14 protein-coding genes are annotated in these 19,247 nt (G+C 62.1%); 9 read left to right on the forward strand and 5 right to left on the reverse strand.

Features of this window, described 5'->3' with window-relative positions:
- The first annotated feature begins 431 nt into the window (after positions 1 to 431).
- The 4 genes from ectA (at position 432) to JFC13_RS13025 (ending at position 3,887) form a co-directional block, all read left to right on the forward strand.
- Positions 432 to 854, forward strand: coding sequence for a diaminobutyrate acetyltransferase (ectA, locus tag JFC13_RS13010; protein ID WP_232488584.1), 423 nt, complete (start codon positions 432 to 434; stop codon positions 852 to 854).
- Between the two features lie 167 nt (positions 855 to 1,021).
- Positions 1,022 to 2,314, forward strand: coding sequence for a diaminobutyrate--2-oxoglutarate transaminase (gene ectB / locus JFC13_RS13015; RefSeq protein ID WP_198397511.1), 1,293 nt, complete (start codon positions 1,022 to 1,024; stop codon positions 2,312 to 2,314).
- 156 nt (positions 2,315 to 2,470) lie between these two features.
- On the forward strand, positions 2,471 to 2,863 hold the full coding sequence (locus tag JFC13_RS13020; RefSeq protein WP_101573238.1) for an ectoine synthase: 393 nt from the start codon (positions 2,471 to 2,473) through the stop codon (positions 2,861 to 2,863).
- 313 nt (positions 2,864 to 3,176) lie between these two features.
- Positions 3,177 to 3,887 carry a hypothetical protein gene (locus JFC13_RS13025; protein ID WP_198397512.1) on the forward strand — a complete coding sequence of 237 codons (711 nt, stop codon included), beginning with the start codon at positions 3,177 to 3,179 and terminating at the stop codon, positions 3,885 to 3,887.
- Between the two features lie 329 nt (positions 3,888 to 4,216).
- Here the strand turns inward: JFC13_RS13025 and JFC13_RS13030 are convergent, their stop codons facing one another.
- Positions 4,217 to 5,710, reverse strand: a complete 1,494-nt coding sequence (locus tag JFC13_RS13030) for an alanine/glycine:cation symporter family protein (protein ID WP_198397513.1) — start codon at positions 5,708 to 5,710, stop codon at positions 4,217 to 4,219.
- Between the two features lie 304 nt (positions 5,711 to 6,014).
- On the opposite strand from JFC13_RS13030, the gene JFC13_RS13035 reads away from it, so the two are divergent.
- Complete coding sequence (locus JFC13_RS13035) at positions 6,015 to 6,830, forward strand: glycerophosphodiester phosphodiesterase (protein WP_198397514.1); 816 nt, start codon at positions 6,015 to 6,017, stop codon at positions 6,828 to 6,830.
- 76 nt (positions 6,831 to 6,906) lie between these two features.
- Here JFC13_RS13035 and JFC13_RS13040 read toward each other — a convergent pair whose 3' ends face one another.
- Positions 6,907 to 7,800, reverse strand: coding sequence for a hypothetical protein (locus JFC13_RS13040; RefSeq protein WP_198397515.1), 894 nt, complete (start codon positions 7,798 to 7,800; stop codon positions 6,907 to 6,909).
- A 148-nt stretch (positions 7,801 to 7,948) separates the two neighbouring features.
- On the opposite strand from JFC13_RS13040, the gene JFC13_RS13045 reads away from it, so the two are divergent.
- On the forward strand, positions 7,949 to 10,297 hold the full coding sequence (locus tag JFC13_RS13045) for a thioredoxin domain-containing protein (protein ID WP_198397516.1): 2,349 nt from the start codon (positions 7,949 to 7,951) through the stop codon (positions 10,295 to 10,297).
- A 25-nt stretch (positions 10,298 to 10,322) separates the two neighbouring features.
- Here JFC13_RS13045 and JFC13_RS13050 read toward each other — a convergent pair whose 3' ends face one another.
- Positions 10,323 to 11,063, reverse strand: coding sequence for a TetR/AcrR family transcriptional regulator (locus tag JFC13_RS13050; RefSeq protein WP_332839409.1), 741 nt, complete (start codon positions 11,061 to 11,063; stop codon positions 10,323 to 10,325).
- A gap of 294 nt (positions 11,064 to 11,357) precedes the next feature.
- Here JFC13_RS13050 and JFC13_RS13055 point away from each other — a divergent pair, with 294 nt between their 5' ends.
- Positions 11,358 to 12,827, forward strand: coding sequence for an MFS transporter (locus tag JFC13_RS13055; RefSeq protein WP_198397517.1), 1,470 nt, complete (start codon positions 11,358 to 11,360; stop codon positions 12,825 to 12,827).
- Between the two features lie 45 nt (positions 12,828 to 12,872).
- On the opposite strand, the gene JFC13_RS13060 is transcribed toward JFC13_RS13055, so the two are convergent.
- Together JFC13_RS13060 and JFC13_RS13065 are read right to left on the reverse strand one after the other, a co-directional pair.
- Entirely contained in the window at positions 12,873 to 14,549 is a 1,677-nt protein-coding gene (locus JFC13_RS13060; RefSeq protein WP_198397518.1) for an ABC-ATPase domain-containing protein, read from the reverse strand.
- A gap of 128 nt (positions 14,550 to 14,677) precedes the next feature.
- Positions 14,678 to 15,448 carry an amidohydrolase family protein gene (locus JFC13_RS13065; RefSeq protein WP_198397519.1) on the reverse strand — a complete coding sequence of 257 codons (771 nt, stop codon included), beginning with the start codon at positions 15,446 to 15,448 and terminating at the stop codon, positions 14,678 to 14,680.
- 316 nt (positions 15,449 to 15,764) lie between these two features.
- On the opposite strand from JFC13_RS13065, the gene JFC13_RS13070 reads away from it, so the two are divergent.
- Both JFC13_RS13070 and JFC13_RS13075 read left to right on the forward strand, forming a co-directional pair.
- Entirely contained in the window at positions 15,765 to 18,002 is a 2,238-nt protein-coding gene (locus JFC13_RS13070; protein ID WP_232488585.1) for a TRAP transporter permease, read from the forward strand.
- A 16-nt stretch (positions 18,003 to 18,018) separates the two neighbouring features.
- On the forward strand, positions 18,019 to 19,011 hold the full coding sequence (locus tag JFC13_RS13075) for a TAXI family TRAP transporter solute-binding subunit (RefSeq protein ID WP_232488586.1): 993 nt from the start codon (positions 18,019 to 18,021) through the stop codon (positions 19,009 to 19,011).
- Positions 19,012 to 19,247 lie beyond the last annotated feature (236 nt).

The raw sequence follows: 19,247 nt of genomic DNA on the forward strand, positions 1-19,247 counted from the left end.
CCGGAGTCTGGGGGCTCCGGCAATGTATCGGTCGGGGGTCTCCCCGGCTGACAATTCCTGCATCGCGCAAGGCTGCGGCCACACGCCCTGAAAAGTCACCCTGTAGTCATGCTCAGAGGCGACGTCGAAACGTGGAACAGCCGTGGAACCGCTGTTCCAAACCCTCTGAAATGTAACGAAACGATAACGAAGCTCTGCCCCGGAATGAGCGCGCAGGAGAGCCCTGACGCATCCCAGAGATGCCATGGGGAAGCCCCGGTTCATGACTTGGGGAACACGCGCGGGAATCACCCCCGAATGTGGCGTGAATCGCCGATTTCGGAGTTGACGCTCATCCTCAGGTCGTTAGGTTTAGGGGCGTGAGAAACGCAGTCGCTGAACCTCAAACAGAAACCGATGTCCGTACTCCAACCATGGAGGACGGACAACACATGTGGAGACTGGCTAAAGATTCGGCCGTTCTCGACCTCAACTCTTCGTACTCGTACATCCTCTGGTGTCGTGATTTCTCGGCAACCTCGACCATCGCGCGAATCGGCGGAGAGCCCGCCGGGTTCGTCACCGGTTACACCCGCCCGGATCGGCCTAACACGCTGATGATCTGGCAGGTCGCAGTGTCGTCGGACTTCCGCGGACACGGATTGGCGAAGACCATGCTCAACGAGCTGGCTGATCGCACCAATGCGCTCCGCCTGGAGACGACGATCACCGATGACAACGATGCGTCAAACCGTCTGTTCCAGTCATTCGCTGAGCAGCGTGACGCAAACTGCGAACGACGTGCGCTGATCACTCCGGATCTGTACCCGGATGGTCACGACACCGAGTACCTGTACGAAATCGCACCACTTTGATGCACCGCTGAGAAGCGTGGTGCCACCAGGCGACCTGGGGATCAGCTGATCCCGTCTGAGGACGCCGACAGGCGAACGCCGTACCCGAAACTGATCGGTCGCGGCCACCGCCTAGCCGCTTGCTCACGAGGCAGGCGGGTAATCCAGAAGTCGAAAGGACTCAAGTGATGACCGAAACCTCTAAGACCACAACTCCCGATATCTTCGAAACCCGCGAATCAGAGGTGCGAGGATACTCGCGCTCCTGGCCTGCCACCTTCGCCAAGGCACATGGCGCGAAGCAGTGGGGCGAAGACGGCAAGGAATTCATCGATTTCTTCTCCGGCGCCGGAGCTCTCAACTACGGGCACAACAACCCCGTCGTGATGAACCCTCTCGTCGAGTACCTCCAGTCAGGTGCTGTTCTGCACTCACTGGATATGAAGACCCCGGCCAAGCGTGAGTTCCTCGAGACCTTCCAGGACCTCATCCTCAAGCCGCGCGGACTCGACTACACCGTGATGTTCCCCGGACCAACGGGAACCAACACCGTCGAGGCTGCCCTCAAGCTGGCTCGCAAGGTCACCGGCCGTCAGCACATGCTGTCCTTCACCAATGCATTCCACGGCATGACCCTAGGATCGCTGTCGGTGACCGGAAACTCGATGAAGCGCGAAGGTGCAGGCATCCCGCTGACCAACAGCTCGAAGATTCCCTATGACGACTACTTCGACGGCGAGATCCCTGACTTCCTGTGGCTCGAGAAGGTCCTCGAAGACTCCGGCTCCGGTGTCGACAAGCCTGCAGCTGTCATCGTTGAGACCGTGCAGGGTGAAGGCGGCCTCCGCGCCGCTCGCGCCGAATGGCTTCGTGCTCTGTCCGAACTGACCAAGAAACACGACATCCTGCTTATCGTCGACGACGTCCAGGCCGGCTGCGGCCGTACCGGATCGTTCTTCAGCTTCGAAGAGGCTGGCATCGAGCCTGACATCGTGTGCCTGTCGAAGTCGATCTCCGGCTCGGGTCTGCCGATGGCACTCACCCTGTTCCGCCCCGAGCTCGACGTCTGGGAACCAGGCGAGCACAACGGAACCTTCCGCGGAAACAACCCCGCATTCGTCACGGCGACCGCCGCGATCAAGAACTTCTGGGCCGACAACACGTTCCAGAATGAATTGGCCGACACGATCGCCGCACTGCACCAGCGCCTCGACTCGATTGTGGAGAAGGCAGAGGGAGCATCCATCCGTGGACGCGGACTCCTCGCCGGACTGCACTTTGAGGACGACGAGGTCGCCGGCAAGGTGGCAGCAGAGGCCTTCGACAACGGCCTGCTCCTCGAGACCTCCGGTCCCAAGGATGAAGTAACGAAGATCATGCCTCCGCTGACCATCTCCTCGCACGATCTGGAGCAGGGCCTCGACATCATCGAGGCCGCTGTGCTGAAGTTCGCTCCGGCCGCAGAACCTGCGGCGGTCTGAGCCAGCTCCCAGCTGAGCGCGAGAGCCTGAAAAACTGAGTTTTCGGTACGCCGAGACTCAACCATGAAACTTGTATGACGCGTTGCCGATGGATCGGTCGAGATTTCGACTGAAACATCGGCAGCCCGTCTGATATGCCAAACGAAAGGACCACGAATGTACGTAGTCAACCGCGATGACCTCAACGACACAGACCGCGACATCAAGTCAGAGACCTGGCGCAGCCGCCGCATGGTGCTGGGCAAGGAACGCGTCGGATTCTCGCTCCACGACACCGTGATCTACGCCGGGACGACCTCGACCTTCCACTACCAGAACCACGTCGAAGCCGTGTACTGCGTGCAGGGCAAGGGCACTCTGACCGACCAGGAGACAGGCGAAACCTACCCACTCTCCGATGGCACCATGTACCTGCTCGACGGACACGAGAAGCACACCGTCGTGGCAGACGAAGAGCTGCGCATGGCCTGCGTGTTCAATCCGCCGGTCACTGGCCGTGAGACCCACGACGAGAACGGTGTCTACCCGCTCATCGTCGAAGAGGACTGAGTCCTCTCGTGAGCTGAGAAGCTCCCTCGCCGAGGTGGCCGATCGTTGATCGGTCACTGAAGCATCGTCCGGCCTCCGGACACCACAAAAATGGTGGCCACGGAACCGAGGCAAGTCCGCATTGCGCGGGGCTTGAACTTGGTCCCGTGGCCACCTTTTCCGTGTTCTGACGAAGTGTCGACCGGGTCGACTTCAGATGTGGTACTCTTCGGTCATACAACTTTCAAGTTTCGATGCCTGACGCTGCCGACAGCACATCCCAAGACTCCTACTCTGGCAATCCCAGTTCTTACCTCTTACCTTCGGAGTCCCCTTGAAGTTCATCAGACGCGCCCTTGTTTCTGCCGTTGCCGCTATCGCCCTTGTCGTCGGTCCCGCTGTGTCCGCTGAGGCGGCGACGATGTCCTTCGACGTGACGAAGCTTTCAGCCAAGAACATGGTGATTTCAAATTCGAATTGCAAGTACTTTGATGTCCACCTGAAGTACAAGAAGAGAAACGTCGACTCTTGGTCAGTAGATTCCGAAATCGCAGGGCGCCACGGAAACGCGACAACTGCCTTCTTTGGCGACTACTCGTATCCGTATGACAAGGATCGAGCGATGATTTGCCCGAGCCTCGAAGGTCTAGGCAAATACACCATTGGGCCGTCTGAAATCGACGCTGACTACTCAAATTCCAATTACGATTCCTTCTGGTACGCGCGCACCGACTACACCAAGGGCTACTTCTACGTTCGCGGCAAGACCTACGCCTCCCTGTCGACCAAGCGCAGCGGCAAGACCGTCACTCTGACTTCGAAGACCAAGGTCTACAACCCGGAGAAATACGGCAAGGTCAGCTACAACCCTAAGGTGAAGTTCCAGGTCAAGTCCGGGAGCAAGTGGAAGACCATCAAGACCGTGGCTGCCAAGAAGGGCAAGGCCACGTACAAGGTCAAGACGAAGAGCAAGAAGACTTATCGCGTGACCTTCAGCCAGGTCAGCTGGGCGACCGGCGCCACCTCGAAGTCGGTCAAGCGCTGACCGTCCGTGAGTGAGGTCGGCCAGGCGCTGACCGACCTCACTCCCGGATTGTCAGGTCTGCCCCCTGCATATATCCGCGGGGCCCTTCAAACGGGCCTAACGCTTCGCCCAGAGGCAGCCCCAAGACACCGAGCTCGGCTGTCTGACGGCCTCCGTATCCTGATGCGCGGGGGTTCTCGTTGTAACGGAGGCACCCGAGGGATTCGGCCAATTCTCTGCGATCCACAGTCATGGGAACTTCCTCCTAGGTAGAGAACGTGAAAACCACACCGGGCGCTCCCAGAGAAGGGTGCGCCCGGTGTGGTTTCACGATCACTGTGCCGGCAGAATCACTTGTCGTCCGGGCGCACCTTCTTGCCACGGTCGTGCCAGAACTTCGCCGTGGTGACTTCGTCCGTGCCGTCCCAGGCCTCGACATCGGTGTTGATGCGTTTGAAGGTGGGAAGGTCACCGCGGCGGAAGATCGGCTCCAGCCCAGCGCGACGCTGCTCCATATAGTTCTTCAACAGGCTGAACACCACAGGTGAGAGCATCAGGAGCGCGAACAGGTTGATCAGCGCCATGATCGCCATGAAGATGTCTGCCGCCGTCCAGACCAGGTCGAGTGCGGCGATCCCGCCGATGAAGACAGCCACCATCACGATCACCTGATAGATGCGCAGCGCGGCCTTGCTGCGGGTCAGATGCTCGATATTGGCTTCGCCGTAGTAGTAGTTGCCGAGGATCGACGTGAACGCGAAGAGGAAGATTGCGAACGTGAGGAAGTGGATCGCCCACTGGCCGAGCTGTCCGCTCAAGGCGGTCTGCGTCAGCTGGACTCCCTCGGCCGAGCTGCCGTACTCCGGGTTCGACAGGAGGATGATGAAAGCGGTGATCGAGCAGACGAGGATCGTGTCGAAGTACACGCCGAGTGCCTGAACGAAACCCTGCTTGGCCGGGTGCGACGCCGACGCCGTCGCCGCCGCATTTGGGACCGAACCGATGCCGGCCTCATTCGAGAACAGGCCGCGCTGAACACCGATGAGCATGATCGAACCGATCGAACCTCCAGCGATCGAGTTGAAGCTGAACGCGTCGCTGAAGATGGTGACGATCATTCCGGGGACAGCGCCGAGGTTGATTGCCACCACGATGATGCCGACGATCAGATACAGCCCGGCCATGATCGGGACGAGGTATGCGGAGACATTCGAGATGCGCTTGGCACCCCCGGCGAAGATCAGGTACGCCCCGACGGCGACGACCACACCGGTGATTGCGGTGAAGGCGAAGTTGGAATCGTCGACGTTGAATGATGCTCCGACCGCGTCGACGATGGAGTTCGACTGCACGGAGTTGAAGACGATGCCGTAGGTGATGGCGACGATGACCGCAAACACCAGCCCGAGCCATTTCATATTCAGCGCGCGGTTGATGTAGTACGCAGGACCGCCTCGGAAGTTCGGCCCGTCCTTCTCCTTGTAGAGCTGTCCGAGTGCGGACTCAGCGAAGGCGGTGGCGCCGCCGACGATGGCAGTCAGCCACATCCAGAACACCGCACCGGGGCCGCCCAAGGAGATGGCAAGAGCGACACCGGCGATATTGGCCGTGCCGACACGAGAAGCGGCAGAGATGGAGAAGGCGCGGAACGGAGAGATGTTCCGATTGCCTTCGGAATCGTGTCCGCCTGGTTCCACGATCGTGCGGAACATTTCGGGCAGCAGCCGTAGCTGAACGGCACCCGTACGAATCGTGAAGTACAACCCTGTGGGGATGAGAACTGCGACGAGAGCGTACGTAATGACTCCGCTGACGCTGTCGAACGCGCTCTGGAGCATCTCCATTGATCTATGCCTCCTTCGACAAGCTCAGTGCTTGGTTGTGTGGGTATGTCGGTGTGTGAACACCATGTGCTACTTCTGCAGTTGTACTCCAGTCTGCCACCGAAGTGAGGAAACGCATGACATCGCCCCTGCGCAAGTCCCTCACACAGGCGAAATCTCTGACGCTGTACCCATCTAGCATTCACGTCGCGTCTACCCAGACATCATCCGTTCATTGCTCGGGTTGCTTAGGGTTGTCGGCAATACACTGCACCATCGGCCGCTCGAGCCTGCACCGAGTCGCCAACTCTGAGGAGTCCCCGCCATGCCAATCACCCTCGCTAACCACACCTCCGAGGCTGTCACCCACACTCGGGTTCCGCCTCTGGTCATCGCGCATCGTGGCGCGTCAGCCGACTATCCGGAGAACACGATCCCGGCCTTCGTCGCGGCCATCGACCAGGGCACCGACATGCTCGAGATCGACGTGCACATGAATGCTGACGGAGAACTCGTCGTCATCCACGACGTCACCGTGGAGCGGACGACGAATGTCCGCGTCGCCCATCCTGACCGTACGGACTACAGCGTGAAGACCATGACCACAGCAGAGATCGCCAGCCTCGACGCGGGCAGCTGGAAGTCCCAATCGTTCGCCGGCGTCCGGGTCCCTCACCTCGCTGAGGTGCTCGATCTGGTGCACGTGACCCGCACCGGGCTGCTCCTCGAGGTCAAACACCCCACCCAATACCCGGGGTTCGCCCAGGCGCTCGTTGAATCTCTGACCGCATCCCCGAACTATCTGGACCGGGCATTGGCGGCGGGGATGCTCGTCGTCCAGTCCGGTGACTGGGCCTTCATCCGTGAGTTCCACGCGCTGGCGCCAGAGATCCCCGTCGGGGTTCTGGGGCGGCCCTGCCCGGACGAACTGCGCGACTTCGCCACCTGGGTCGATCAGGTCAATCCCCAGTACATCGCGGCCGATGCCACCTTCCTCGGCCATGTCCACGAGCTGGGGATGTCGAGCCTGGTGTGGACCGTCGACAGCGTCGAAGACATGGAAAAGGCTGTCGACCTCGGGGCCGATGGCATCATCACCAACAGGCCCGACCGGCTCGTCGCGGTCGTCGAAGACCTCTGAGGTCAGCGCGCCGAGGCGAGCACCAGGTCCGGGATGACTCGGGACAGAACTGATCCGAGGGAAGGCAGAGTGTGGCTCAAGACAACCGACGCCTCGCCGCTGCCACAGAAACGAGCAGAGCCACTGCGCCGATGGGGAACCCTAACGTGGCTCCCGTCCAGAACATCCTGCCGCCGTCGCCAAGAGGATAGAAGCCCACGAGCAGACCTGTCGAGAGGCTGCACAGGTGCATTCCGCAAGCCAGGGTAACGAAGCCGAAGGCTCGGATGGCCAGAGACCAGCCGAACGACAAGGCGCGGAACTGCACACGCCCAAGCACGAACACCACGGCAACCGTGCCGACTCCGGAGTTCAGTGCGATCGGCACCTCCGGCCTGAACCATGAGGGCAGCGCAGCCGGATCGAGGACCCCGAAGTACGGCAGGAGGCAGCAGAACGCGATCACCACACAGGCGAGAAGCACGATACCTGCGCCGACTGTCGGCCGGCCCGCCACCGCAGGCTTGCCTGCCACTGCAACGAGGACCCCCGCGATGATGAAGGGGAAGACAAGCATGCCGATGAGCGGGACAATTTCTGCGAAGGTCACAACCATCAATTCCGGCGTCGGTCGTTCGACGCGTCCGACCACCTCGGCGAGGCCGGAGATACCGAAGATGGCAATGCTGAGCACGGTGACAATGCTGCGCGGGATGGGCGAGAGCTCGCGCGCGATGACGATGGCAGCGGCACCGGCCACACAAGCCAGGACGAACATGGCGACTCCGGTGGGCACGCCCTGGGCGAAGTAGTAGTTGGATGAAGCGACCATGAGTGCGCAGTAGCCGATCCAGGCGACGAAATGAACGACGAACGCGAGTGCGACCACCGTGAAGCGCATCGGGGGCGGGCCGCTGCTGAGCGCAGGTTCCTGGTTCTCGGCGGCAGCTGTCCCAGGACTTTTCGTCTGCGAATACGTCTCCTCATCCATGGTGGAATCATCCCATAGAACCACATGGATTTAACCACTTGGCTTGTCGATAAGAGGACGGTTCCGATCAGTGGTCGACGCCACGGTCAGGGCCGGTGGAATGAAGCGCCGGTTCTCAGCAGGGGCGTTCGGATGAGACGCTGGGTCCATGGCCAATGAACTCGCGTCGTCCACCAGCCCGTACCTCCGCGCCCACGCCGACAATCCCGTCGACTGGCGGATGTGGACGAAGGACAACCTCGCCGAGGCGGCACGTCGTGACGTGCCTCTGCTCATCTCGATCGGGTACTCCACGTGCCACTGGTGCCACGTCATGGCCCACGAATCTTTCGAGGACGAGGCCATCGCGGCTGTCATCAACGAGAACTTCCTGCCGATCAAGATCGACCGCGAAGAGCTGCCGGACATCGACTCCTATTACATGAACGCCCTCCAGGCGATGCGCGGCCAGGGCGGCTGGCCGATGACGATCTTCGCCACACCCGAAGGCAGTCCCTTCTACGCCGGGACGTACTTCCCGCCGGCACCGCGGGGGAACCTGCCCGCGTTCACACAGGTGCTCGCGGCCGTGTCACAGTCGTGGACGGAGCGCCGGGCCGAGGTGACCGAGATGACCAAGCGCATGGATCGTGGGCTCGCCGATATGGCCAGTGCAGTCTCGGATGCCCTGCCCGCCGAAGCCGCCTCGGAACTGCTCAGTGCCGAAGAACTCGACTCGGCAGCCGAGTCCCTGCTCGACTCCTATGACCCCGCCTGGGGTGGGTTCGGCAAGGCACCGAAGTTCCCGCCGCTGATGAACCTCATGCAGCTCTTGGCCACGTTCGTGCGCTTGGGCGGGACCACCTCGGCGAGGGATGGGGCTCTTGCTCCCGGAAAGGTCGACAGGGTCGGCGCCGACGGACATCTCGAGGGCGAGCTCGTCCTCGACTGCCTCATCGCGGTGCGCAGCACCTTCGCACGGATCGCGAGCGGCGGCATGCGTGACCAGGTGCGCGGCGGCATCGCCCGCTACAGCGTCGACCGGCAGTGGTTCGTGCCGCACTTCGAGAAGATGCTCTACGACAATGCGCTCTACCTGCGCGCCGCCGTCCAGTGGGCGAAGGTCGAACGCGGGCTCAACCCGGATTCGAAGTGGTTGGCGCTCGCCGAACGCGAGGTCACCGACACCGCGAATTTCCTCAACGCGGACATGTCCGACGGGGACCGCTTCATCGCCGCGCTCGACGCGGACTCCCTCAACGCTGACGGTGTGCTGGAAGAGGGCGCCGCCTATGTCGTCACACCCGAGGAGTTCGCCGAGGTGGGGCAGGAGGGGCTGCTCCAACTCGTCGAATCGCCGGCCGGCGCAGAGCTCTCCGGGAACGTCATCGCCGCCATCCGCATCATCGACTGGTTGGGCATGGACGAGGTGCCCTTCGACAAGGAGCATCCCGCGCCGTGGGCCACCTCGGCGACGGTCGCGCAACGATCCGGGCTCAGAGAATTGCTGGAGCAGCGGTCCCAGCCGGCGCGGGATGAGAAGACGATCACCGAATGGAATTCATTGGCAGTCACGGCTCTGGCCGAAGCGGCGCTGTACACCGGTGCCACAGGCGGCACGGACGGGACGAGTGGTGCCGGGGCTTCCGCAGACACTGATGCGTCGGTGAGCTGGGGGAGTGCGGCAGTCCATCTGTGGGACGCGATGCTGGCGCGCTTCGGCGACTCCGGTCCACGCATTGACCGCGACTCAGACGTGAGCGCCCGTGGTGCCAGCTCCGATTCGAGGCTCAACGTCCGCCGCAGCTTCACCGGCGACACACCTGGACCCGGCCAGGCCGGACTCGCTGACTGGGCGCAGTTCATCACTGCCGGCATCACAGTTCGACAGCTGCCGGGAGCGTCCGTGCAGGTGAGTGACCTGGTGTTGTTGAGCGCGAGGATGTTTGCCGACTTCACTGCTGAAGGGGAGACGCTCGAGGTATTCGACTCCATGGGCGACGAGATCCTGAGTGTGAGAGCATCCGATCCGGTGGATAACACGGTGCCCTCCGGCAGGTCTGCCGCAGCAGAGGTGGCGCTTCTGCTCGCAGAGCTCGGTGTCGACAGCAGTGCTGAGACCGGTTCGACGGGCAGTCGTGCGGTGGGTGGCGACTCGTCCACTGGCACCGCTGGGGCTGAGGATCTGAGCACTGGAGGACTTCTTGAACTGCGCGATCGCCTGCTCGGTGTCTATAGGGCACTCGCCGGTCGAGCCCCGCGCGGCTGCGGTCACGCGCTGTGGCAGTCCGAACGAGCACTCGGCCCGGTGCGTGTGGCCACTCGAAATGCCGAGTTGAGCGGATTCGCTGCCCGGCACCCTGCGGTCACGCTCCTGACCGATTCAACCGGAGTCCCGGGTGTGAGCGGATCCGAGGTCGAGGTGCCAGAAGGGACCGCGATCGTCTGCCGAGGGACGCAGTGCTCCCTGCCTGTGGCCACCGTGGGCGAACTCCTCGAGCAGCTCGACGGTTTCTGAGTCGCAGCTTCACCCTTAACGCTGTTCAGTCCCAGGTGAGGCGTTCCAATCCTGACAGGACGAGGTCGAGGCCCATGACGAAATCCGATGCCTCGTCGAGGTTTTCGAACTCGCCGAGCACAGAGTGCACGAAGGGGAAGTCTTCCTCACTGAAACTTGCCCAGTGGTCGATTTGGGCAGTGTGTTGGGCTTCAGCATCCTCGGCGGCTTCGCGTTCGATCGCACGCTGAGAGACTTCCGCGCCCATGCCGGAAGCATAGGTGGACACGACCATTGACGCCTGGAGCTGGCGGGTCAGGTCCAGCCCACTATTCTGGAGGGCCTGACCGACTAACTCCCAGTAGCTCAGCGAATTCTGCTCGTCGGGGCCCGCCTTGATGAGCTGAGAGGCCAGCCAACGGTGCTCAAGCATCTGGGCGAACAGGCACAGCACGAGCCGTCGAATCTGCAGCAGGCCCTCAGCGGTACCGGTGCTCGTGCGGCCATCGGGCTCTGGGGGAGGATAGTTCTCAAACTGCTTCGGGTGCGGCTGATCGGCACGTTCGAGGGCCTCGGCCTCGTCCAATGCGCGTCCCAACAGCTCATCGGAGACGATGGCCATCAGCTGGTCCTTGCCGGAGGCGTACCAGTAGAGACTGGCCACGCCGCTGTCGAGCTGTGCGGCCAGTCCGCGCAGTGTCATCTTCTCCGCCCCAACGGTGTCGAGCGTGGTGATCGCGGCCTCGATGATCTGCTCCAGCGAGAGGGAAGTGCGCGTGCGCGCCACCCCACGACCACCTCGGCGTCGGGAGTGAATGCTCCTGCGTTGAGCCTCCGTCGCTGAATCACGAGGGTCCTGTCTGCGTGAATTCGCGTTGTGATCGCCTCGCGGACGTGGGGGAGTCTCAGATGCCATGCCTTGAATCTACAGAGAGATTTGCATTCAATCAAACACCGTTCTATTCTCGAACATAGTTCGATGAATCGAACGTAGTTCCATTAGCGAACATTGTTCGATAGCAACGTTCTTCTCTCGCCGGCACTCCAGCCGACCTTTCGACCTACCCGCGAAAGGACCTACATGTCCTCCCCATACTCCTCGACCACCTCATCCGCCGATACGCAAGTACGCAAACCGCAGAGTCTCCGAGCTGCTTGGCCCGCTCTTCTCGCTCTGTGTCTGACCATGCTCGTCGAGATGGTCGACAACTCGATTCTCAACGTCGCTCTGCCCACGATCGGGCGAGACCTCAGCGCTTCTCCAGCAGACCTGCAGTGGATCGTCGGCGCCTATTCGCTGACGTTCGGCGGGTTGCTCATGGTTGGCGGGACGATGGGCGACAAGCTCGGTCGCCGTCGAACCCTCCTCTTCGGCCTCGTGCTGTTCGGTCTCACCGGACTCGCGGTGCTACTCGTCTCCACGCCCGCACAGCTGATCGCGGTGCGAGCAATGGCAGGAGTCTTCGCCGCATTCATCGCCCCATTGACCATGTCGTTGATCTTCCGCCTCTTCGACCGTGATGACCTGCGCACGAGGGCGATCGGCCTCATCGTGGTCGTCTCAATGATCGGCTTCGCGATCGGCCCGACAATCGCCGGATTGGCGATCACGAATCTGCCCTGGCAGGCACTCCTGGTGGTCAACGCCCCTGTCGCGGTCATTGCTTGGCTCGGTGTGCGTTTCGGGATCGCCCAGGACGACCCGGCAGACCGTCGCGAAGGCGGTGCCGACATCCCCGGCGGCATCTTGTCTGTGGCCTCCCTGGGCTTCCTCCTCTACGGCTTCACCGCTGGGGTCGAAAACGGTTGGGGTGCACCGTTGACAGTGATCGTCTTCGCCGCCGGAGTGCTCTCCCTTGTCGGAATCATCTGGCGTGAGAAGACCGCCGAGGATCCGATGCTCGATCTCAAACTGCTCGCCCTGCCGACAGTGAGCGGGTCAGCGATTCTGCAGACCGCGACAATGATCGCCATGGTCGGAGTCATGTTCGTCTCGACTCAGCTCTACCAGTTCGCCTGGGGTTGGTCCGCGTTCCAGGCGGGACTGGCGAATCTTCCGTTCGTCGCGGGCATGCTGCTCGCCGGCCCGTTCGTCGATCGCGCCGTGGCCCGATTCGGCCACCGTACGACCTCGATCGGCGGCATCGCGCTCGTCCTCGTCAGCCTCATCATCTGGATCTTCGCGCTCACACACGGCTTCCTCTGGTGCGCGGCCGGGATGCTCATCATGACCATGGGGATGCGGACGATCATGACGACAGGTGCGGTCGCCCTCCTCGGCGCACTGCCGGAGACGCACACGTCGATCGGATCGGCGCTCAACGACACTGCTCAAGAGCTCGGCAATGCAGTGGGCGTTGCGATAGTCGGCACGATCATGGCCACGGTTCTCGGCAGCACACTGCCGCAGGGGGCCTGGGATTCGGCGAAGATTGCCGGCTTCGTGCACTCACAGCAGATTTCGTTCGCGGTCCTCGCCGGTATCGTGTTGGTGATGTCGATCATCGGGATTCGCACGCTGACCGACTCGAAAGAGATCGAGGAGCACTGAGCAGGTGCCCCGATTCTGAAGGCGAGTCGACTCCGGAGAGTCGGCTCAGTCCACCAGGCGCAGCCCTCGGAAGCGGTTGAGAGCTGCCGCGATCTCCTGTGCGCGAGGGCGGGCGACATGCCCCGGATGATCGCGATTGCCGGTCAGGCCGTCGAGTCCCTGTGCCTCGAGCATGTCCTCGACCTCGGCCAGAGCCTCGGTGAGTGAGGTCTGGTCGTCGAAGATCTCGGCCATGTACTCAAGCGCCTCGGCGATGCCTGTCGTCTGCTGCGGGTCGACGAGCTGGGACACCGCGGTCAGATCGATGAAGGCCTTGCCGAACTGAACCTGACCGAGCCCTTTCGCCTTCGCCGACTTCGTCTTCGAGCTGGGGTGCAGCGCCTTCGCCGTGGGGACTCGAGGCTGCGGAGTGGTGAACACTTCTCCTGTGTCATCGGCTGATTTCATACCCACGAGTTCGTGCGCCTTCTCGGTGACTTCCTGGGGCACGTAGGCGTCGAGGGCGATGACATGATCAGCCACCTCGAAGAATGCGCTCGATCCACCGGCGACCAGCACTGTGGAGACGCCTCGGTGGGAGAACAGCGGACGGATGCGATCGACGAAAGGGGTGATGGGTTCGCGGTCGGCGGGGATGAGTGCGCGCATCCGATCGTCGCGGATCATGAAGTTCGTCGCCGAGGTGTCCTCGTCGATGAGCAGCGAACGAGCACCGACTTCCACAGCTTCCACGAGGTTGGCCGCCTGTGACGTGGACCCGCTCGCGTTCGTCGTGGTGAAGGCTCTCGTGTCAGTGCCGGATGGCAGATTGTTGATGAAGGGCGAGATGTCGTCGCCGGTCACGGCGCGACCGTCCTCGGCCCGGATGGAGGTGGCACTGGGTTCCGTGATGACCCATTCCCGGCCGTCGCCTGCAATATGCGGGTAGACGCCGCGCTCGAGAGCACGCAGAATCGTCGACTTGCCGTGATAGCCGCCGCCGACGATGACCGTGACACCGTACGGGATCGCCATGCCGGTGAGCCTGCGTCCGCTCGAGAGCGTGATGGTGTGCTCCAGCGAGCTCGGGCTGGTGAAGGCCACAGCGTTCGAATCCATCGGCAGATCCGAATCCCCGGATCGCCTCGGCAGGATCGCGCCATTGCCGATGAACGCGAGAAGACCTTCCTCGTCGAGGTGGTTCTGCAGTTCCAGCTGATCCCGGTGGAGTTGGACATGCTCGTGCAGATCGGCCTGGGACAGATTGGCGTGGACGAACATGGCCCGAGCGAGCTCGGGCACATCCCGGGTGAGGATGTCAGCTGCCTGATGGCCCAGGATGCGACGGCCCCGAGCCGGGAGATTGACGAGCAGGCGTGCCTCGAAGCCTTCGTCATCGATGAGGACGTTGGTGCGTTCGAGCACCTCCTGCCCCGGACGTCCGAGGATGATCGAACGCCGGTCATTGCGGTGCAGGAATGAATCACCAACGCGGAAGAGGAAGTCAGCGGCTGCGATGCGATCTGCGCGTTCGGTGGTGATGTCAGTGGGGAACCCCGCCTCGGCGCGGTTGATCCTGATCCGGACCTTCGACGGTGAGGCGAAGGGATCAACCTGGACCTGGTCGATGAACACGGTGACCGGCCCGAACTCGTAGCTGCCACGGATCTGCTTGTAATTTCCGTAGCTGCGGCCATCGAGGTTGTGCAGAGTGGATGCGAGATTCGATCGTGGGGAGCTCATCCGTGGAATGCTACTTGATTGAGGTCAACGCAGGCCAAGACGAGCCCCGTGCTTCGCCAGGACTTGGCTCAGTGCTCCGCGAACAGGCTCTCGATGGCCTCGCGATCAGGCTCTCCGCGGCTTCGCCATCAGTCGCGCGTGCGTCCCAGATAGAACTCTGCGGCGTTGTTCCAGCACGCTGCGGTGAGTTCTTCAGGCGACAGGGTGTCACGGATGATGTCGAAATCTGTGTTCTCGAACGGTCGAGGAGCCCGGGTCGACGGCAGATCCGTGCCCACCATGAGTGCCGAGGGGTCAACGTCGACGATCGCTCGCATCGTGGTGGCAGGGTCGAGTTCGACTCGGCCGAAGCCTGTCGCCTTCACCTTGACGCCACGTTCGACCAGCTTCAGCAGGGCGGGCAGTCCGTCGCTGTGCATGCCGAAATGGTCAATGCTCACGGCGGGCAAACCGGCGATGCGGACACTGAGATCCTCATCGATGCTGCGGGCATCGATGTAGAGCTCCGAGTGCCACCCGGCGAGATCATGGACCCGACGAGCCATATGTTCCATGTCGTCCAAGACTGCTGAGCCTCCCCGGGCGACATTGAAGCGCAGTGCCTTGATTCCGTCGCGGTCGAGCTCCAGGATGCGATCATCGGACGTGTCGACGGGAAGTTGAGTGACACCGACGAAATCGGGGCCAAGAGTACTCAAAGCATCGACAAGGTAGCACTGGTCGAACCCTTGGAATGACCCGGCGACCACTGCTCCGCCGGCAATGCCCAGACCGCTGATGCGCATCAGATAGTCCTCGACCGTGAAGGGGTCCGGCAGGTAGCCGTTGTTCTCGACGAGAGGATGCTTGGGGTCAATGATGTGCAGGTGTGAGTCGAAGACCGGGGTCGGAGAATTCATGGCCCCAATCTACTCCGTATTCGGCAAGGTACATTTCATCTCAAAGGGTGGCCACGTGGTTGGCGAATGCGGAACTTGACCTGTTAGGCCCCGTCGTGTGCTGAGGGTCACCTGCGGCGAGATGGGGGCACTGCCGTGAGAGCGATGTCCCAGTCCCACCTATCGGCACTGCGAGTAACGATCTCGACAATATGACCGCTGGTCGGGACGCGGGAGATGAAGGTGAGCGGACGCTCGGTATATTGTGAGGTGGTTCACAACAACACCTGAGCAACATGGCTTGAGCAATATGACCCGAGCATCCGAAAGGACAATGATGTCCGCACGTCCTTCCGAGGCGCCTCCTGCGAACCCGATACCGCAGACGAACGTCGACGAACTGATCGCGCAGTACGATGAGGAGCTGCCTCAGCGCACCCTGACACGCAGGCTCGACCTCGGCGTGGGGATCGTGTGTTTCGTCGTGTCACTGTTCGTTCTCAAACAGGTCTTCTTCCCGCTGACTCAAGGCAATCAGTACTACCTCATGTGGTTCCTGGCGTTCGTGCTGCCACTGGTCTTCATCTGCTACCGGCCAGGTTTCGGCCGCAAGAGCGATGTCGCCGACCAGGCCCTGGACGTCGCCGAGGCTGTCGACAGCGATGTCGCTGCCGGCAGCGATGTCGGCGCTGACAGCGGTGCGGCTTCTGACTCCACTGCGAAACCACGCAGGAAGGCAAAGCGTCGGTCGAACGACAATCCGTCGATCATCGACTGGGTGCTCGTCGTTCTCACCTTCCTCACCTGCGCCTACCCGGTGCTGCCCTTCTTCTCCGGCGGCTTCAACGAGTTCCTCAACCGGCAGGGCTCGCTGACCACACTCGACGTCATCATGGGCGGCGTTCTCCTCCTCCTCGTCCTTGAGGCGACGCGCAGAACCACTGGCCTGATTCTGCCGATCTTCTGCATCGTCTTCTTCCTCTACAGCTACTACGGCGCCTACATTCCGGTCAGCTGGCCCGGATCCCACGCTGGCCAGAACTTCGACCAGATCGTCAACGCCCTCTACAACGATGCTTCTGGCTTCTACGGCATCCCCCTCGACGTCGCAGCCACCTACATCGTCCTCTTCACGATCTACGGAGCGGTCCTCGACAAGACCGGGGCGGCGAGCTTCTTCATCGACCTCAGCTTCTCACTATTCAAGAAGTCGAAGGCCGCACCGGGACGCACCGTCGCACTCTCCGGCTTCCTCCTGGGCACGGTCTCCGGCTCCGGCACCGCCACTGCAGTCTCACTCGGTGCCGTGACCTGGCCCGTGCTGAAGAAGGCCGGATACCCGAAGGAGAACGCGGGCGGAATGCTCGCAGCCTCCGGTATCGGTGCGATCCTCTCACCCCCGACCCTGGGTGCCGCCGCCTTCATCATCGCGGAGCTGCTCAACGTCTCCTATGGACTCGTCCTGCTGTGGGCAGTGGTCCCGACCCTTCTGTACTATCTGGGCATCTTCCTCGCCATCGAAATCGACTCCCGCAAGATCGAGGTCGACTACACGCCGCCTCCTGGCCTGCGCGCGTGGCCCATCCTGAAGAGGGGCTTCTACCACTTCATCTCGTTGAGCATCATCGTCGTCTTCCTCTCCATGGGCATGGCACCCTTCAAAGCCGTCGTCTACGCCACCCTGGTGGGCATCGGCTTCGGGATCATCGAAATCGTCATCTCCCGCCTCGGCGAACCGAAGACGATTCTCCTCGCGATCTGGGACGTCTTCTACGGGGCACTGTCCTCGGGCATCCGCTCGGTCCTGCCGGTGACCAGCGTCTGCGCGGCCGCAGGCATCATCGTCTCGACGATCACGAAGACCGGCCTCGGCCAGGTCATCTCCGACATCCTCATCAAGGGCGCGCAGGCATTGTCGACAGACCCGACCGCGGTCCTCATCTTCACCTGCATCTTCGCCGCCGTGGCCGTGACCATCCTCGGCCTAGCGGTGCCCGTGACGGCCTCGTTCATCATCAGCTGGGTCATCGTAGGCCCGGCACTGATCTCACTCGGTGTCCCAGAGGCAGCCGCTGCGATGTTCATCTTCTACTACGCCGTCCTGTCCGAGGTCTCACCCCCGACGGCTCTGGCGGCCGTCGCGTCCTCGGCGATCACCGGCGGCAGGGTCATCGCAACGATGTGGCAGGCATGCAAGTATGCAATACCTGCGTTCCTGGTCCCGCTGGCCTTCACCTTCACGCCCGAAGGTGCCAGCCTCGTGGCCCAGGGCGGCTTCGTCGACGCGGTATGGACCGGGCTCGTGTCCGCATTCGCCGTGGCTGCACTCGCCGCCGGTGCCGGTGGCTGGATCATCCGCCGTGCGGGCTGGCCGGAGCGCATCCTGTGCTTCATCGCCGCAGGAGCCCTGCTCTACCTCCAGCCCATGTCGATGATGATCGGGTTCTCTGCCCTCATCCTCGCCGTCATCGTTCACCTGCTGCTGCGTCGCAAACCGAGGACCACCTCGGCGACTACAAGCGATATCGGATCCACCGAAACACACTCGACCGGATCTCCGGTCGAGTCCAACTGAGAAAGGGACGAAGTCCATGAAGCGAACAAGGATGTTCACAATCACGGCGACAGCCGTTGCCGCGGTGCTGGCGTTGAGCTCATGCGGCGGTAAGCAGGAAGCCAAACCGGCAGGTGAGGGCGGCGGCGACTGCACCGCGGCGTCCGGGCAGATCACTGTCGCCACCGGAAACTCGACGGGTGTGTACTACGTCCTCGGCGGCGGTCTGGCGCAGATCATCTCCGACAACTCCGATCTGAAGGCCACCGCGGCCGAGACCGGTGCCTCCGTGCAGAACCTGCAGCAGCTGTCATCCGGGGACTACGACATTGCGTTCTCGCTCGCCGATACAGCGGCCGATGCGGTCAACGGTGACGCGGACTTCAAGAAGCCGGAGGACATCTCGGCACTGACGCGCATCTACTCGAACTTCACTCACGTGATCGTGCGCAAGGATGCAGACATCAAATCCGTCAAGGATTTCAAGGGCAAGACGATCTCCACCGGCTCGCCGAAGTCCGGCACCGAGGTCATCGCCAACCGTCTCATCGAGACGGCAGGGCTCAAAAAGGACGACGTGACAACTCAGCGCCTCGACCTGACCAAGACCGTTGACGGAATGAAAGACGGCACGATCGATGGCATGGTGTGGTCCGGCGGATTGCCGACAGCCGGCGTCACCGACCTCTTCACCTCGAACGGCAAAGACGTCGAATTCCTCGACATCTCCAAGCTCGAGGGCCCGATGAAGGAGATCAACCCGGTCTACGAAGTCGACGAGATCCCCGCCGATACGTACAAAGGTGTGAAGACCGTCAAGACCATCGCCACCCCCAACGTCCTCATGGTCCGCAACGACATGGACGAAGGCACCGCCTGCGCTCTGACGAAGCTGATCTACGACAAGAAGGCCGAGCTGGAGAAGGTCCACGCAGCGGCCAAGGACATCAAGCTCGAAAACGCCGAAACACCTGACCCGATCAAACTCCACCCGGGCTCGAAGAAGGCCTTGGAAGAACTGAACAAGTAGGGAGCTGCCGGCAGCTGGCTGACGGCTGGTTGTCTGAGGCTGGTTGGAATCAAGCCGCGTGGGGGTGTGCTTCGCGTGCGCTCTACACGTTAAGTCAGGCTGAGTTGGTTGCAACCAGCTCAGCCTGACTTAACGTGTAGAGCTCGACTCTGCGCGAAACAGGTAGCCTCGCGGCAGCATGTCGGCACCGCATCAAGGCCACAGCAGCAGAGCGCCGCACTCAGCCTCACCCCCGC

It is taken from the genome of Brevibacterium antiquum (assembly GCF_016107655.1).
GTDB lineage: Bacteria > Actinomycetota > Actinomycetes > Actinomycetales > Brevibacteriaceae > Brevibacterium > Brevibacterium antiquum.

Bases quoted from the DNA above. Each gene is read 5' to 3' on its own strand.
- ectA (WP_232488584.1), top strand. From the start codon at position 432: ATGTGGAGACTGGCTAAAGATTCGGCCGTTCTCGACCTCAACTCTTCG.
- ectB (WP_198397511.1), top strand. From the start codon at position 1,022: ATGACCGAAACCTCTAAGACCACAACTCCCGATATCTTCGAAACCCGC.
- JFC13_RS13020 (WP_101573238.1), top strand. From the start codon at position 2,471: ATGTACGTAGTCAACCGCGATGACCTCAACGACACAGACCGCGACATC.
- JFC13_RS13030 (WP_198397513.1), bottom strand. From the start codon at position 5,710: ATGGAGATGCTCCAGAGCGCGTTCGACAGCGTCAGCGGAGTCATTACG.
- JFC13_RS13035 (WP_198397514.1), top strand. From the start codon at position 6,015: ATGCCAATCACCCTCGCTAACCACACCTCCGAGGCTGTCACCCACACT.
- JFC13_RS13040 (WP_198397515.1), bottom strand. From the start codon at position 7,800: ATGGATGAGGAGACGTATTCGCAGACGAAAAGTCCTGGGACAGCTGCC.
- JFC13_RS13045 (WP_198397516.1), top strand. From the start codon at position 7,949: ATGGCCAATGAACTCGCGTCGTCCACCAGCCCGTACCTCCGCGCCCAC.
- JFC13_RS13055 (WP_198397517.1), top strand. From the start codon at position 11,358: ATGTCCTCCCCATACTCCTCGACCACCTCATCCGCCGATACGCAAGTA.
- JFC13_RS13060 (WP_198397518.1), bottom strand. From the start codon at position 14,549: ATGAGCTCCCCACGATCGAATCTCGCATCCACTCTGCACAACCTCGAT.
- JFC13_RS13065 (WP_198397519.1), bottom strand. From the start codon at position 15,448: ATGAATTCTCCGACCCCGGTCTTCGACTCACACCTGCACATCATTGAC.
- JFC13_RS13070 (WP_232488585.1), top strand. From the start codon at position 15,765: ATGTCCGCACGTCCTTCCGAGGCGCCTCCTGCGAACCCGATACCGCAG.
- JFC13_RS13075 (WP_232488586.1), top strand. From the start codon at position 18,019: ATGAAGCGAACAAGGATGTTCACAATCACGGCGACAGCCGTTGCCGCG.